Source organism: Thioclava sp. UBA3469, from assembly GCF_002378135.1.
GTDB lineage: Bacteria > Pseudomonadota > Alphaproteobacteria > Rhodobacterales > Rhodobacteraceae > Thioclava > Thioclava sediminum.
Genome location: NZ_DFRG01000092.1, coordinates 699 through 15,966, shown reverse-complemented (window position 1 = coordinate 15,966; position 15,268 = coordinate 699). Strand labels below are relative to the sequence as shown.

15 protein-coding genes and 1 tRNA gene are annotated in these 15,268 nt (G+C 65.2%); 11 read left to right on the top strand and 5 right to left on the bottom strand.

All coding sequences use genetic code 11. The features are described from left to right. Nucleotides 1-23 precede the first annotated feature (23 nt). The 3 genes from B3D39_RS07710 to B3D39_RS07700 are packed head-to-tail and all read left to right on the top strand — an operon-like array spanning nt 24 to nt 3,275. On the top strand, nt 24-479 hold the full coding sequence (locus B3D39_RS07710; protein ID WP_274961687.1) for a type II 3-dehydroquinate dehydratase: 456 nt from the start codon (nt 24-26) through the stop codon (nt 477-479). Beyond that, complete coding sequence (locus B3D39_RS07705; RefSeq protein WP_274961688.1) at nt 479-1,360, top strand: shikimate dehydrogenase family protein; 882 nt, start codon at nt 479-481, stop codon at nt 1,358-1,360. The genes B3D39_RS07710 and B3D39_RS07705 overlap by 1 nt, the downstream gene beginning before the upstream one ends. Nucleotides 1,361-1,373: 13 nt before the next feature. Continuing rightward, the gene (locus B3D39_RS07700) at nt 1,374-3,275 is read left to right on the top strand and encodes a bifunctional sugar phosphate isomerase/epimerase/4-hydroxyphenylpyruvate dioxygenase family protein (RefSeq protein ID WP_274961689.1); all 1,902 of its coding nucleotides are present in this window, start codon (nt 1,374-1,376) and stop codon (nt 3,273-3,275) included. 191 nt (nt 3,276-3,466) lie between these two features. Here B3D39_RS07700 and B3D39_RS07695 read toward each other — a convergent pair. From B3D39_RS07695 to B3D39_RS07685, 3 genes are all read right to left on the bottom strand, one after another. Then, nucleotides 3,467-3,540: transfer RNA gene (locus tag B3D39_RS07695), tRNA-Gly, on the bottom strand. 153 nt (nt 3,541-3,693) lie between these two features. After that, nucleotides 3,694-4,254, bottom strand: coding sequence for a fasciclin domain-containing protein (locus B3D39_RS07690; protein WP_078571717.1), 561 nt, complete (start codon nt 4,252-4,254; stop codon nt 3,694-3,696). Nucleotides 4,255-4,423: 169 nt separating this feature from the next. Further along, nucleotides 4,424-6,442 (bottom strand): ASKHA domain-containing protein, encoded by a 2,019-nt coding sequence (locus tag B3D39_RS07685; RefSeq protein WP_274961690.1) that lies wholly within the window; start codon nt 6,440-6,442, stop codon nt 4,424-4,426. Nucleotides 6,443-6,600: 158 nt separating this feature from the next. Here B3D39_RS07685 and B3D39_RS07680 point away from each other — a divergent pair, with 158 nt between their 5' ends. From B3D39_RS07680 to B3D39_RS07655, 6 genes are all read left to right on the top strand, one after another. Further along, nucleotides 6,601-7,416 carry a TIGR00282 family metallophosphoesterase gene (locus B3D39_RS07680; RefSeq protein ID WP_274961691.1) on the top strand — a complete coding sequence of 272 codons (816 nt, stop codon included), beginning with the start codon at nt 6,601-6,603 and terminating at the stop codon, nt 7,414-7,416. Between the two features lie 133 nt (nt 7,417-7,549). After that, nucleotides 7,550-9,328, top strand: a complete 1,779-nt coding sequence (locus B3D39_RS07675) for an SLC13 family permease (protein ID WP_274961692.1) — start codon at nt 7,550-7,552, stop codon at nt 9,326-9,328. Between the two features lie 12 nt (nt 9,329-9,340). Then, nucleotides 9,341-9,736: a hypothetical protein gene (locus tag B3D39_RS07670; RefSeq protein WP_274961693.1), complete on the top strand. Its 396-nt coding sequence runs from the start codon at nt 9,341-9,343 to the stop codon at nt 9,734-9,736. A gap of 109 nt (nt 9,737-9,845) precedes the next feature. Continuing rightward, the gene (locus B3D39_RS07665) at nt 9,846-10,586 is read left to right on the top strand and encodes a YebC/PmpR family DNA-binding transcriptional regulator (protein ID WP_078522874.1); all 741 of its coding nucleotides are present in this window, start codon (nt 9,846-9,848) and stop codon (nt 10,584-10,586) included. Nucleotides 10,587-10,780: 194 nt separating this feature from the next. Next, a complete protein-coding gene (locus B3D39_RS07660; RefSeq protein ID WP_078522873.1) occupies nt 10,781-11,212 on the top strand; it encodes an FKBP-type peptidyl-prolyl cis-trans isomerase in 432 nt (143 codons plus the stop codon). Between the two features lie 248 nt (nt 11,213-11,460). After that, entirely contained in the window at nt 11,461-12,234 is a 774-nt protein-coding gene (locus B3D39_RS07655) for a transglutaminase-like domain-containing protein (RefSeq protein WP_274961694.1), read from the top strand. 10 nt (nt 12,235-12,244) lie between these two features. Here the strand turns inward: B3D39_RS07655 and B3D39_RS07650 are convergent, their stop codons facing one another. After that, complete coding sequence (locus B3D39_RS07650; protein WP_274961695.1) at nt 12,245-12,580, bottom strand: cupin domain-containing protein; 336 nt, start codon at nt 12,578-12,580, stop codon at nt 12,245-12,247. Nucleotides 12,581-12,690: 110 nt separating this feature from the next. Then, nucleotides 12,691-13,545, bottom strand: coding sequence for a LysR family transcriptional regulator ArgP (locus B3D39_RS07645; protein ID WP_274961696.1), 855 nt, complete (start codon nt 13,543-13,545; stop codon nt 12,691-12,693). Nucleotides 13,546-13,640: 95 nt separating this feature from the next. Between B3D39_RS07645 and B3D39_RS07640 the strand changes: the two genes are divergently transcribed. Together B3D39_RS07640 and B3D39_RS07635 are read left to right on the top strand one after the other, a co-directional pair. Continuing rightward, nucleotides 13,641-14,252 (top strand): LysE/ArgO family amino acid transporter, encoded by a 612-nt coding sequence (locus B3D39_RS07640; RefSeq protein ID WP_078601819.1) that lies wholly within the window; start codon nt 13,641-13,643, stop codon nt 14,250-14,252. Between the two features lie 54 nt (nt 14,253-14,306). Beyond that, complete coding sequence (locus tag B3D39_RS07635) at nt 14,307-15,212, top strand: DMT family transporter (RefSeq protein ID WP_274961697.1); 906 nt, start codon at nt 14,307-14,309, stop codon at nt 15,210-15,212. The last annotated feature ends 56 nt before the right edge of the window (nt 15,213-15,268 follow it).

The window sequence follows — 15,268 nt, the reverse complement described above, 5'->3', positions numbered from 1 at the left end:
GGCCGCAAATCAGGAGACCTCACATGGCCCAGAAAGACCTTCCGATCCTGGTCATCAATGGCCCCAACCTGAACCTGCTCGGCACGCGCCAGCCCGAGATCTACGGGCACGACACGCTTGAAGATGCCGAGCGGTTGAGCCGTGATGCGGCCGCTGCGGCGGGGGTGGAAATCGACTTCCGCCAATCCAACCACGAGGGCGAAATCGTCGACTGGATCCAATGGGCCCGCACCAACGCGAGCGCCATCCTGATCAACCCGGCGGGCTTCACCTCGACCTCCATCGCGATCCTCGACTCCCTGCTGATCTTCGACGGCCCCATCTTCGAGGTTCATGTCTCGGCCCTGTTCCGGCGCGACGAATTCCGTCACCCGTCCTACGTCTCGAAAGCGGCGACGGCGAAAATCGAAGGCTTCGGCATCGCGGGTTACGGCTTCGCGATCACCCGGATTGCCCAACTCGTGAAAGGCGCCAAGTGATGCCTGCCCCCGAGAGCCCTTCCGAGGCCGCGTCGGACGACGCGGTCATCCGGCTGGGTCTGATCGGCGACAATATCGCCGTCTCGCAGGCCCCGCGCCTGCACCGGCTGGCAGGGCTGCAGAACGGGCGCGAAGTGACCTATGACCGGCTTGTCCCGCGCGAGCTTGGTCAGGATCACGCGACGATCCTCGCCGACTGCGCCGCACGCGGCTATCGGGGGCTCAACATCACTTATCCCTACAAGGAGAAGGTGGCGGCGCTGGTTCGGATCTCCGACCCGATGGTCCGACGGCTGGGCGCGGTGAATACCGTCCTCTTCGAACCCACCGGAGCGGAGGGCCACAACACCGATCATTCCGGCTTCATCTCCGCCTATCGCGCCGCACGCGGCCCCACGCCGCCCGGAACCACCCTGCTTATCGGCACCGGTGGCGTCGGGCGGGCCATCGCCTTCGCGCTGGTTGCGCTCGACGCCTCAGAGATCCGCCTCGCCGACCACGACATCGAGAAGGCCGAGGTTCTCGCGTCGGAACTGGAAGCGGCGAAACCGGGACTTCGCGTCACCGTGGGGCGGGACGCCGCCGAGATGTCCGAAGGCACCGAAGGGCTCATCAACGCAACCCCGGTCGGCATGACCGGCCATCCGGGCTCGCCACTTGAGGCATCCGCAATCACCGGCGCATGGGCCTTCGACGCCGTCTACACGCCGGTCGAGACCGAGTTCCTCACCACTGCACAGGCGGCGGGCCTGCGGGTCATCTCGGGTTACGAGCTGTTCATCTGGCAGGGCGTCGATGCCTGGAAGCTCTTCACGGGTCTGCCGCTCGACGTCGCCCGCTTGCGCAGCGATCTCGCGAAAACCGACCCGGCCACATCCTGAAAGGAGGCCTCCCATGAAAACCGCTATCGCCACTGTCTCGATTTCGGGAACGTTGCAGGAAAAGCTGGAGGCGATTGCTGCAGCGGGATTCGACGGGATCGAGATATTCGAACAGGATTTCATCGCCCATGACGGCGGGCCGCGCGAAGTCGGCCAGATGGTGCGCGATCACGGGCTGGAAATCTTCCTCTTCCAGCCCTTCCGCGATTTCGAGGGACTCCCGGCTCCACTTCGCCATCGAGCCCTGAAACGCGCCGAGCACAAATTCGATCTCATGCGCGAGCTCGGCACCCGCGACATGCTGGTCTGTTCCTCGGTTCATCCCGAGGCGCTTGGCGGGATTGATCGCATGGCTGGCGATTTCGCCGCCTTGGGCGAGCTTGCCGCAGATTACGACATCCGCGTCGGCTTCGAGGCGCTCGCGTGGGGGCGCCATGTCTGGGACCACCGCGACGCGTGGGAAGTGGTGCGCCGGGCCGATCACCCCAATGTCGGCCTGATCCTCGACAGCTTCCATACGCTCGCCCGCAAGATCGACCCGGATACGATACGGCGGATCCCGGGAGACAAGATTTTCTACGTCCAGCTTGCCGATGCCCCGGCGATCGATATGGACCTGCTCTACTGGTCGCGCCATTTCCGGAACATGCCGGGCGAGGGCGATCTGGACGTCACCGGCTTCATGCGCGCCGTGATGGCGACTGGTTATGACGGACCGGCGAGCCTCGAGATTTTCAACGACCAGTTCCGCGGCGGCCCGATGCGGACGATCGCACACGACGGCTATCGCTCGCTGGTGGCGCTAATGGACGATGTCCGCCGCACCGAGCCCGGGCTGGAAGACAAGATCAGTCAGATCCCGGCCCGCGTTGCCGTGGAAGGTGTCGAATTCATCGAGTTCGCAGCACAGGGCGCGGAAGCTGAGACGCTGAAGACATTGCTCTCCACACTTGGCTTCCGCATGTCGGGAAGGCATCGCAACAAGAAGCTGGAAGTCTGGCGTCAGGGCGATATCCGTATTCTCATCAACGCCGAGACGGCGGGCTTTGCTGCCTCCACTTGGACCGCGCGCGGCACCAATGTCTGCGACATCGGCCTCAAGGTCGCGGATGCGGCCTCGACGGTCACGCGTGCGCGAGCGCTCGGCGCCGATACTTTCTCGCAGCCGGTCGGCCCCGGCGAGTTGGAAATCCCCGCGATCCGCGGGCTCGGGGGCTCGGTTCTGCATTTCGTAGATGACACGAGTGGCCTCGGCGAAGTCTGGGAGGTCGAGTTCGAACCTGCGGAAGACAAGCCGCGAGGCGACGCCAGCCTGACGTCCATCGACCATATCGCTCAGACGATGGAATATGACGAGATGCTCAGCTGGGCGCTGTTCTACACGACGCTGTTCGACATGCAGAAAGCCCCGATGGTCGACGTGATCGACCCGGACGGGCTCGTCCGCAGCCAAGCCATCGCATCGCGCGCGCGCCCGGATGGAAAGGGCCTGAAGGTTACGCTCAACGGAGCCGAGACGCATCGCACCCTCGCGGGCGATTTCCTGACGCATGGCTTCGGCGCGTCCGTGCAGCATGTGGCTCTGAGAACCGACGATATGCTCAAGACCGCCGCCGCGCTGGCTGATCTGGGCTTCGACCCGCTGCCGATGCCGGCCAACTACTATGCGGATCTCGAAGCGCGCTTCGACCTGTCGCCGGAGTTTCTGGAGCGGCTGCGCGCGTCGAACATCCTCTATGACGAGGATGTGCATGGCGCCTTTCTTCAGCTTTACTCGCGGCCCTTTGCGGGAGGCATGTTCTTCGAAATCCTCGAAAGGCGGGGCGGCTACGCGGGGTTCGGTGCGGCCAACGCCCCGTTCCGGATCGCCGCGCAGAAGCGGTTTGGCCGCGTGAAGGGCATGCCCGACCTCTGAGTGACGGCGACTCGGTGAAATGTCCCCGAGTGTCTTGGTGACGGGAGCAGGGAGATGCCGAACTTGGCTTGCCGCTGATCCTCCATTCTCCCGCGTACTGTCCGTTTTCCCGTTTCGCAGTGAAATGGCGACATACTCAGTCTCTGGTGTGATTTTCACCAGAAATCAGTCTCTTACGATTTAGAGGAAGCTGGAGCGGGTAGCGGGAATCGAACCCGCGCGTTCAGCTTGGGAAGCTGACAGGCTACCATTACATCATACCCGCATGGTGCGAGCGCAGAGGTATTCCAGCCGAAAGCCACGGTCAAGAGGGATCGCGCGCGTCCTCGTGCCCTCCCATGAAAAAGCGCCCGGCGAGGATCAACTCACCGGGCGCCAGGCGCCGCGCGAAAAAAGGGAGACGAGGCGCGGGGTCGATTTACATCTTCGGCTGAAGCACGGTGTCGATCACGTGGACCATGCCGTTCTTCTGCTTCACATCGGCGGTCTGAACCGTCGCGACATCGCCTTTCGGGTCCTTCAGCATCACCATGCCGTCCTTGACCATCGCGGTCAGATCACAGCCGCCGAGCGTCTTGATCGTGGCCATGCCGTTGCCCTTCTGAACGGTCGCCATGATGTTCTCGGCGGTGATCACGCCCTTGGCGACGTGGCAGGTCAGGATATGCGTCAGCATTTCCTTGTTTTCCGGCTTCACCAGCGTGTCGACGGTGCCCGCGGGCAGCTTGTCGAAGGCCGCGTTGGTCGGCGCGAAGACGGTGAACGGGCCGGGGCCTGCCAGGGTGTCGACGAGGCCCGCCGCTTTCACCGCGGCGACCAGCGTGGTGAGGTTCGGAGCGGCCGAGGCATTGGCTGCGATCGGCTTGCTCTCATACATCTTGGCGCCACCAACCATCGGGTTTGCCAGCGCGGGCAGGGCGAGGCCCAGCGTTGCAGCTGCGGTGAGCGATGCGGCGAATGCACGGAATTTCATAGACATAAGGATTTTCCTCCCTGTTAAACGACGGTTGTCCCCGCCAAAGCACAAGGGTTACGGCGCGCTGGGGTTGCGCTGATCACTTATGTCTCATCACGAAACCGTGTGCAGCCTGATCCGGCCTGAAATTGGACGTCTCGCAGCGCCCCGAGGCGAGGCCCGAAAGCCCGTCTCAGCCGCGCCGGCGCCGCCTGCGTCCGCCATCCTCACCCGAGCCGCCGGTGTTGAAGCTGACCTCCGGAAGCGGTGCGATCTTGCGCAACTCGGGGAAGGGGGCGGTGGCGTGCGGCAGCGCGTTCGCGGCGACGAAATGCTCCTGGAAGCGCGGCTCGATCGCGGTCTCGACCTTGGTGATCTGATGCACCTGCGCCTCGATCTCGCGCCGCGCCTTCACCGAGCACAGCGCCATATGCGCGCCGGTGCCCGCCGCGTTGCCCGCCGAGGTGACGTGACCCAGCGGCGCATCCGGGATCATCCCCAGCACCATCGCGTGCTTGGGCGAGATATGCGCGCCGAACGCGCCCGCGAGCACCACGCGGTCGACCGTGTCCACACCCATTTCGTCCATCAACAGGCGCGCGCCCGCATAGAGCGCGGATTTCGCCAGTTGGATCGCACGGATGTCGCCTTGGGTGACAGTGATGCGCGGGCCTTCCTCGCCGCCGTCATAGATCACGTATTCATGGGTGCGCCCGTTCGGCTCGCAGCGCGGCGTACCGACCTGCTCGGCCGAGCCGATCAGCCCCGACGTGTCCACGATCCCCGCCATCCGCATCTCGGCCACGGCCTCAATGATGCCCGAGCCGCAGATGCCGGTGATCCGGGGCGTGCCGAATTCGGGATCGGTCGACCAGTGGTCATTGCCAATGATCTTGAAGCGCGGCTCCTTGGTCGCGGGGTCGATCTCGATCCGCTCGATGGCGCCCGGAGCGGCGCGCTGGCCGCTGGAGATCTGCGCGCCCTCGAAGGCGGGGCCGGTGGGTGAAGAACAGGCCAGAACCCGTTGTTTATTACCAAGAAGTATCTCGGCATTGGTGCCGACATCGACGATCAGAGACAGGTCGTCGCGCTTCTGCGGAGCCTCCGACAGCGCCACCGCCGCCGCATCCGCGCCGACATGGCCCGCGATCAGCGGTAGGATATAGGCCCGCGCGCCGGGGCTGGCCTCGATGCCGATTTCGCGCGCCGCGAATTCAAGGCTTTCCGAGGTCGCGAGCGCGAATGGCGCCTGACCCAGCTCCACCGGATCGATGCCCAGCAGCAGGTGGTGCATCACCGGGTTACAGACGACGACCGCCTCGACGATCTCGCCCGTCTCGACCTTCGCCTCGCCCGCCAGTTGCCGCGCCAGATTGCCCATCGCGTCCCGCACGGCATTGGTCATTTCCTGATCGCCGCCGGGGTTCATCATCACGTAGGAGACCCGGCTCATCAGGTCTTCGCCGAAGCGGATCTGCGGGTTCATCACGCCGGCGCTCGCCAGCACCCGCCCGTCATCGAGCGCGACCAGATGCCCCGCGATCGTGGTCGAGCCAAGGTCGATCGCGAGCCCGTAGAGCGGCACCTCGCGCACGCCGGGGAAGATGCCGGTCACGCGCGGCCCGTCGCCCGCATCGTGGATCGCGACCGTGACTTTCCACTCGGCCTTGCGCAGCGCGGGCTGCAGCATCCGAAGCACATCAAGATCGGCGCGCACGCCCTTGATCTGCCACTGCTTTTCGAGCGCCTGCGAGAGCCGCTGTAGGTCGCCCTCGGGGCGGTGCATATCCGGTTCCGCGACTTCGACATAGACGGGCCGCGTCGCCGGATCCATTTCCATCACGCGCTCTGAGGCCGCCTTGCGCACGACCTGTTTGTGGACCTGACTTTCGGGCGGCACGTCGATCACCACGTCGTCGAGAATCTCCGTCTGGCAGCCCAGACGCCGCCCCGGTTTCAGCCCGCGAATCCGGTCATAGCGTTCCTCGACCGCGTTGAGCGGGCTGACCGCGTCCGGCTCCACATGCAGGCCGAGTTTCGGGAAATCCCCGAAGGAGGGCGTGCATTGGCATTTCGAGCACACGCCGCGCCCGCCGCAGACGGAATCGAGATCGACCCCCAGCTTGCGCGCCGCCGCGAGCACTCTCGTGCCACGCGCCACGCGCCCCCGCTTTCCAGAGGGGGTAAAGATCACCTGCACGTCGTCGGCCATATCGCGCTCCCGTTTTCCTTGCCCCCGTTCTAGGGCCCAAGCGGGGCAGAGCAAAGCCCGCAACCGACGCGCGTGGATGAGAAATCGTCATCATCATCATGCAAGCGGTGCGCGCCGCCCATTGCTCTCCCCAGCGCCGCGTTCTATCTAATCGGCCCATGAAGATACTCTTTCTAGGCGATGTGATGGGCCGCGCGGGCCGCGCCGCGATCACCGAAACCCTGCCGAAACTTCGCGAGGAGTGGCGCCTCGATTTCGTCGTGGTCAATGGCGAGAACGCCTCGGGCGGCATGGGGCTGACCGGCGATCATGCGAAGCTTCTGCTGGATGCGGGCGCGGATGTGGTGACGCTGGGCGATCACGCCTTCGATCAGAAGGACATGCTGCGCTTCATCGAGAGCGAGCCGCGCATCATCCGCCCCGTGAACTTTGCCAAGGAAGCGCCGGGCAAGGGCGCGCGGGTGTTTCAGGACCGGCGCGGGCGCAAGGTGCTGGTGGCGCAGGTGCTGGGCAATGTGTTCATGAAACGCGCCTTTGACGATCCCTTCTCGGCCATCGAGGCAGAGTTGAAACGCTACCCGCTGGGCGGGGCGGTGCAGGCGGCGCTGGTGGATGTGCATTGCGAGGCGACGTCGGAGAAGATGGCGATGGGTCATTGGTGCGACGGGCGTGCAAGCGTCGTCGTGGGCACCCATACCCATGTGCCCACGGGCGACGCGCAGATTCTCGAGAAGGGCACGGCTTACCTCTCCGATGCGGGCATGTGCGGCGATTACGATTCCGTCATCGGCATGGCGAAGGCCGAACCGATGCGCCGTTTCGTGACCGGCATGTCGAAGGAACGCTTCTCGCCCGCGCGCGGTCCGGTGACGCTGTGCGGCTTTTATGTCGAGACCGACGACAAGACCGGGCGCGCCACCCGCTGCGAGGCAGTGCGCACCGGCGGCAGGCTCGCACAATCGGTGCCAATCTGAGCGTCGTTCGCGTCCCGAGTTGCCCGAACCTCATGCCGTTACGTGGAAATTTCCTCTGCCGCGGGCAGAGCGCGCTTGCTCGTGCAACACGTGTCGATAGTATCGGGCCGATGCGCTTACGCGAGAGCCTGACATGATCCAACTGCCCTTCACCGGCACCGAGACCGCCATCGCGGCCCTTCTCGTCGTGGGGTGGATGTTCGTCATGTTCGTCCGCGAGACATGGCCGCCAGAGGTCACCGCCATGGCAGGCGCGGCCCTGATGCTGATCTTCGGATTCGTGCCCTACGAGAACGCAGCCGCGATTCTGTCGAACCCGGCGCCCTGGACCATCGCCTTCATGTTCCTGATCGTCGGCGCGCTGGTTCGGACCGGCGCGCTCGACGCGATGACGCGCTATGCGGAATCGCGGATCGACCAGAACCCGAAGCTGACCGTGCTGCTGATGTTCGGGGTAACGATGTTCGCAAGCGCCGTGATGAACAACACGCCGGTCGTCGCAGTGATGATCCCGGTCTTCATTCAGGTCGCGCGCAAGCTGAACCTCTCGCCGTCGCGGCTGCTGATGCCGCTGAGCTATGTCACCGTGATGGGCGGCATGATCACCCTGATCGGCACCTCGACCAACATTCTCGTCGATGGCGTCGTGCGGGGGCGGGGGATGGAGCCCTTCACCATTTTCGAGATCGCGCCTCTGGGCTTCGCGATCTGTCTGGTCGGCGGGACGTTCCTTGCGATCTTCGCGCCGAAACTTATCCCCGAGCGGCAATCGCTCTCCTTCATGCTCGGCGACCGTCCGAAGATGAAATATTTCACCGAGGTCGCGATCCCGGAGGAAAGCGGGCTGATCGGCGAGTCGGTGCTCGAGACCGACACGTTCAAGCGCGAGGGCGTGCGGGTGATCGACGTGCTGCGCGGCGATGCCTCTTTGCGCCGCGATCTCGCCTCGGTCGAGCTGATGGCAGGTGACCGCGTCGTTCTGCGCTCCGAGATGGAAGAGCTTCTGGGGATGCAGAAGAACCGCGACCTGCGCATGGTCGACAAGCTGTCCTCGGTGCAGACCGAGACGGTGGAAGTGCTGATCTCGCCCGGCTGCCGGATGATCGGGCAGCGTCTGGGCGATATGCGCCTGCGCCGCCGCTACGGGGTCTACACGCTGGCCGCGCACCGCCGGAACCAGAATATCGGCCGTCAGCTCGACGATCTGATCGTGGTGGTGGGCGATACGCTGCTGCTCGAAGGCGCGCCCGAGGATATCGCGCGTCTGGCCGCCGATATGGACCTCGTGGACGTGTCGAAACCCCAGGCGCGCGCCTATCGCCGCTCGCATCTGCCGCTTGCCATGGGCGCGCTCGGCGCGGTGGTGATCTTCGCAGCGCTTGGCGTGGCCCCGATCCTCGCGCTGGCGATGGTGGCGGTGGCGGGCATCCTCGTGACGCGCTGTATCGATACCGACGAGGCCTTCACCTTCATCGAGGGGCGCCTGCTTGCGCTGATCTTCGCGATGCTCGTGGTCGGCGCGGGGCTGGAGCATTCCGGCGCGGTCGAGTTGATCGTCTCGGGCGTGGCGCCCTTCCTGAAGATGCTGCCGCCGCAACTCGCGCTGATCGTGGTCTATTTCCTCGGTCTCGTCATGACCGAGTTGCTGTCGAACAACGCCGTGGCGGTGATCTACACCCCGATCGCGATCTCGCTGGCTGCGGCTCTCGGGCTCGATCCGCGGCCCTTCGCGGTGGCGGTGATGTTCTCGGCCTCGGTGGCCTTCGCGACCCCGATCGGGTATCAGACTCACATGATGATCTATGGCCCCGGTGGCTATAAGTTCACCGATTTCCTGCGCGTCGGCATCCCGATGGATATCGTGACCGGGTTGACCGCTTGCCTGCTGATCCCGCTGATCTGGCCCTTCTGAGGAGGTTCCCCCATGCGCTTTGCCGCCCGTCTCGCCGCCCTGTCGCTTCTCGCACCGCTCGCGCTCGCCGCCTGTGTGCCGGGGCAGGGCAGCCGCGCGCCCTCCTGGCCGGACAATGTCAGCTTTCAGGGCACGGTGATGCGTGTCTCCTTCATCGACGGCACGGTCTGCCATGCGAATATCTCGGGCCAGTATACCGGCGATCTCGCCGGGTGCCCGTACCCAATGCGCTATCAGGTGACCCGCTTCGAGCCCAGCTATCTCGCGGGCAGCGGCGTGGGCGGCCTGTTCCAGCCCTATGCCGAGGTGACGCTGAAAGACGCCTCCGGGCGGCGCTGGCAGTTCAAGACGCCCAAGGAAATCCCGCCGCGCGGCCGCGGCGCGGGCACGCTGACCTTGCCGCAGTAAGGCGCTCCCGCCGGGCGCAGAGGACGCCCGCCACCCATCTATCTTGAATCATCCCCCCGTTGCGCACTATACGGGGTCGATTTCGCGACTATTCCGAACGGAGATACCCATGGCAGGCCACTCAAAATGGGCCAACATCCAGCACCGCAAGGGCAAGCAGGATGCGGCGCGCTCGAAGATGTTTTCCAAGCTCTCGAAGGAGATCACGGTCGCCGCCAAGATGGGCGACCCCGATCCCGAGAAGAACCCGCGCCTGCGCCTCGCCGTGAAAGCGGCCAAGTCCCAGTCGATGCCGAAAGACGTGATCGACCGCGCGATCAAGAAATCGCAAGCGGGCGACGGCGATGACTATACCGAGATCCGCTACGAGGGCTACGGCCCCGAGGGCATCGCGGTGATCGTCGAGGCGATGACCGACAACCTCAATCGCACCGCGTCCAATGTGCGCTCCACCTTCACCAAGAACGGCGGCAATCTGGGCACCACCGGCTCGGTGTCCTTCATGTTCGACCGGATGGGCGAGATCATCTATCCCGCGTCCGTGGGCGATGCCGAGACCGTGCTGATGGCCGCCATCGAAGCGGGCGCCGAAGACGTCGAGAGCGACGACGAAGGCCACTGGATCTATTGCACGATGGAAGACCTCTCGGATGTCTCCGACGCGCTGGAGAAAGAACTGGGCGAGGCCGAGGAAGCCAAGCTGATCTGGAAGCCCCAGAACCGCACCGAGGTCGATCTGGAAACCGCCCAGAAGCTGATGAAGCTGATCGACACGCTCGAAGACGATGACGACGTGCAGTCCGTCACCGCCAATTTCGACGTGCCCGAAGAGGTCGCAGCCCAGCTGTAAGGCTCAATGCCCTGAAAATCGTCAAAAGCGCCCTCCGGGGCGCTTTTTGCGTCTCGAACGGCCTCAAACCGCCCGAATTCCGGCCCCCCGGTTTACATTCCGGGTCAGAACCCCCAGTTTGTCGCGTGACGCTCCGAGCACCCGCGTAACCCCGTGGCCTCGGCAAATTCATCTCCCCGCGAAAGGATATCACCATGACCCAGGCAAAGGCTGGCGACACCCTGCATCTTCATTACACCGGCAAGCTCGATGACGGCTCCGTCTTCGATAGCTCGGAAGGCCGCGACCCGCTGTCCTTCACGCTCGGCTCCGGCCAGATCATCCCCGGCCTCGACAAGGGCGTGACCGGCATGGAAGAGGGCGAAAAGCGCACCGTGCGCGTCGAGCCCGCAGAGGCCTATGGCGAGCATCACCCCGAGCGCATGCAGTCGGTCGACCGCGCGAACATCCCCGACGACATCCCGACCGAGCCGGGCACCCAGCTTCAGGTTCAGACCCAGGACGGTCAGACCGTGAACGTGACCGTCGCCGAGGCGAACGAGAAAGAACTCGTCCTCGACGCGAACCACCCGCTCGCCGGCAAGGCGCTGACCTTCGACGTCGAACTCGTCAAGATCGACGCGTAAGCCTGCACGCATCTGGCGTGATTCAACGGCGGCTGTGCTTTCGAGGCGCAGCCGCCGTTCTCGTTTCAAAGAGGCCTCGGATGCAGTGCGCGACCGTCGCGACGACCCCGCTCACGGCTATTCGTTCGCGGCGCTACGTCACTTGGGAACCAAACCCTCTGCGCCCCCCTTTCCCCACCGACGTGTCTCTGTTACGCGGCGCGCTCCATCCCAGTGACACCACCTGAATCCCGAGAGAAGGAGCCGCCATGCGCATTTCGGTCGACGTGCAGATGCAATACCAGTTCCCGCAGCCGAATACGGTCGCGCTGGTGCTCGAAGCGGCGCAGGCTCCGGGGCAGGAGATCGTCGACGCGTCGATGAATCTCGGCGATGCGAGCGTGGGCCGGATCGCGGGCGATTGCGGCGTGGGCGAGCGGATCTGGGCGCAGGTCGGCACGCAGATGACGCTGCATTATCAGGCGCTGATCGACATCACGCGTCCGGCGATCGACCTGACGCAGATGCGGGCGGCACAGCTGCACGAACTCCCCGCCGAGGCCGCGCCCTATATCCGGCCCTCGCGCTACGTGCAGTCGGACAAGTTTGTCTCCTTCGTGAGCAAGCGTTTCGGCGATCTGCAGGGCGGGGCGAAAGTGGCCGCGATCCGCGACTGGATCGAGAAGAACCTGTCTTACGTGCCCGGCGCATCGGATAGCGACACCAACGTGCTCGAGACCTTCGCGGGCCGGGCAGGGGTGTGCCGCGACTACGCGCATCTGTTCTGCGCGATGGTGCGCGCGGCGCAGATCCCGGCGCGCATGGCGTCCTCCTACGGGCCGGATGTGTGGCCGCAGGACTTCCACGCCGTGGCCGAGGTCTGGCTCGATGGCGCATGGCATATGGTCGATGCGACCGGCATGTGCGGGCCCGAGAACATGGCGCTGGTCGCGGTGGGGCGCGATGCCTATGACGTGGCCTTCATGGAATCGCAGGCCCCCGCGATGCTGATCAACCAGAGCGTCTCGGTGATCCGGGTCTGAGCGCCTTTCCTCAGGCTTTCAGCGGATAGCGATCGGCTTCTTCAAAGACGTCGATCACTTGCGTTCCGGCCTTCAGACGCGCGGAATGTTCCGCCCCGTCGGGGATGTTGTAGGTCTCGCCGGGGCGATAAACCCGCGTCTCGCCTGCGATGGTCAACTCCGCCTCGCCTTCGATCACCGTACCCCACTGAGCCTTATGCGCATGGGGCGGAAGGTCGAAATCGGTGAGGAAGTGCAGGAACACCACCAGCCCCGCCTCCGAGCGGATCGCGTGGCTGCGCACCTGACCTTCGGGAAACGGCAGGTCGAGGGCGGGGAAGGCCTGAATGAAATCGGGTAGCTCCATGGGCGTCTCTCCTCCTGACGAGCCTACGGGACATGCGTCACTATGTGCGCCGCGCAGGCCGCGGGCAATGCGTGCGCTCAGGCTGCCGGATCAGCCCTGTTCCCGGCCCCTTACAACAGCACCGCTTTCGCCGCCTGCCGCAGCGCTTTGGTCAGCGGCGCGAGCGGGGCTTTGAGCCGCCTTGCGCTTTGCCAGTAGAGCGGCACATCGATTGGCGCCGGGCCCAGCCGTTCCAGCGCGCCGCTTTCCAGATGCGCGCGCACCAGCGCCTCGGGGTTCAGCCCCCAGCCCATGCCGCGCAGACAGGCCTCCACGAAGCCTTCGGTCGAGCCGATACGATGCGCGCGCAGCCCCATCGGCATGCCCGCGATCATCGAGGCCCAGCGATCCTGCAGGCGATCCTTGGCGTTGAATTGCAGGGCCGGAGCCGCGCGCAAACTGTGCCGGTCGATCCGGTCCGGGAAATAGCGCGCGACGAAGTCCGGGCTCGCCGTCGCGATATAGCGCAGCCGCCCGAGGCTCACGCTGTCGCAGCCCGCAATCGGCCCCTCATCGGCGGTGATCGCGCCCGCGACCTCGCCCCGGCGCAGCAGCCCCGCCGAATGGTCCTGATCGTCGATCACCAGATCGAACCGCACGCCCTCGATCTCGGCCAGCGCGGGCAGCACCCAAGTCGCCAGACTGTCCGCATTCACCGCGACGCGCAGAACCGGCGGGGTCTCGGAGGGCGCAAGCTCGGTTTCCAGAAGCGCCACCTCGCGCAGATGGGCGATCAGCCGCGCCCCGTCCTCGGTCGCGCGGCAAGGCGTGGAACGGATCACCAGAACCGCGCCCATGCGTTCCTCCAACTGGCGGATCCGTTGCGAGACGGCTGATTGCGACACCCCGAGCCGCGCGCTGGCGGCTTCGAAGCTTCCGGTCTCGATCACGGTGGCGAGCGCATCCAGCGCGGCATAGTCGAACATAAGTTTTACTTATACAGAGTTAGTTTAATTAAGTTGAACTTATACGCACGTCCCGGCACTGAGAAGCGTCTCTGTGAAGACTGGGGGTGAGGCGGATGGAATTGGTGGCATTCTGGGCGGGGCTGAAACTGGGGCTCGGGCTGATCGTGGCGATCGGCGCGCAAAACGCTTTCGTGCTGCGTCAGGGGCTGCGGCGTGAGCATGTCTTCGCGGTGGCGCTGTTCTGCGCGCTCTCCGATGCGGTGCTGATCGCGCTTGGCGTGTCGGGCTTCGCTGCGGCCTCCACGGCGCTGCCATGGCTGCCGGAGACGCTGCGCTGGGGCGGTGTCGCTTTTCTCAGCTGGTATGCGATCCGCTCCGCTTTGGCGGCGATCCGGGGCGGCGAGCATCTCGACCCGAGCGCAGGCAGCGCGCCGTCGCTGCGCGCCGTGCTGGTGACGGTGGCCGCTTTCACTTGGGCGAACCCGCATGTCTGGCTCGATACGGTGGTGCTGCTGGGTGCGGTCTCGGCGCAGTTCGCGGGCGCGCGGATCAGCTTCGCCTCGGGCGCGATCTTGGCCTCCTTCGTGTTCTTCTTCGCGCTGGCCTATGGCGCGCGACTTCTGGCGCCGCTCTTTGCCAAGGAGAGCGCATGGCGCGTGCTCGATGCGCTGATCGCGGTGCTGATGGGCTCGATCGCCTGGAAGCTGGCGGCGGGCGCATTATAACCGACACAAAGCCGCCCCTTGCGCGCGGTGCCGAACCAGCGTCCAAGAGGGGTCATGACCGCGCAAGACAAACCCAACAAACCGCTGATCGGCATCCTGTGGATGCTCGCCACCACGGCCTGTTTCGTGATGGTGAACATCATCGTCCACTGGCTCGGCGATCAGGTGCCCGCCGCGCAATCGGCCTTCGTGCGCTTCATGTGGGGGGTGATCTTCTTCGCGCCCGCGCTGGCCCGCATCCTGCGGCAGAACTTCCCGCCTCAGGTCTGGGCGCTGTTCGGCGTGCGCGGTCTCCTGCACGCGGTTGCAGTTGGGCTGTGGTTCTTCGCGATGAGCAATATCCCGATCGCCGATGTCACTGCGATCAACTACCTCAACCCGATCGTGGTGACGGTGGGCGGCGCGCTCCTGCTGGGCGAGGGGCTGGCCTGGCGGCGCGTGACGGCGGTGGTCGTCGCGCTGATCGGCGCGCTGATCATTCTGCGTCCGGGGATGCGCGCGATCGAGCCGGGCCATCTCGCCCAGCTTGGCGCGGCGCTGTTCTTCGGCGGCGCCTATCTCGCCGCGAAGCGGCTGACCGATTACGTCCCCGCGGGCACGGTGGTCGCGATGATGACGCTGGTGGTGACGGTGGCGCTCGCCCCGGTGGCGATCTGGAAATGGGAGCCGATCACGCTGTCGGAGACGCTTTGGCTGGGCGCGGTGGCAGTGTTCGCGACGGGCGGGCATTACTGCATGACGCGAGCCTTCGCCGCGGCGCCTGTGACGGTGACGCAGCCGGTCATCTTCCTGCAACTGGTCTGGGCGGCGATTGCGGGCTGGTCGATTTTCGGCGAGCGCCCCGACCCTTACGTGATCCTCGGCGGCGCGATCATCATCGCCTCGGTGAGCTACATGACCTTCCGCGAGGCGCAGCTCAAACGCCGGGTGACGCCGCCTCCGCCGGCCACCAAAATCTGACAGCACGGCGTTTCTTGCAGATGTCGGATGCCTCCGGCGGGGATATTTGAGCCAAG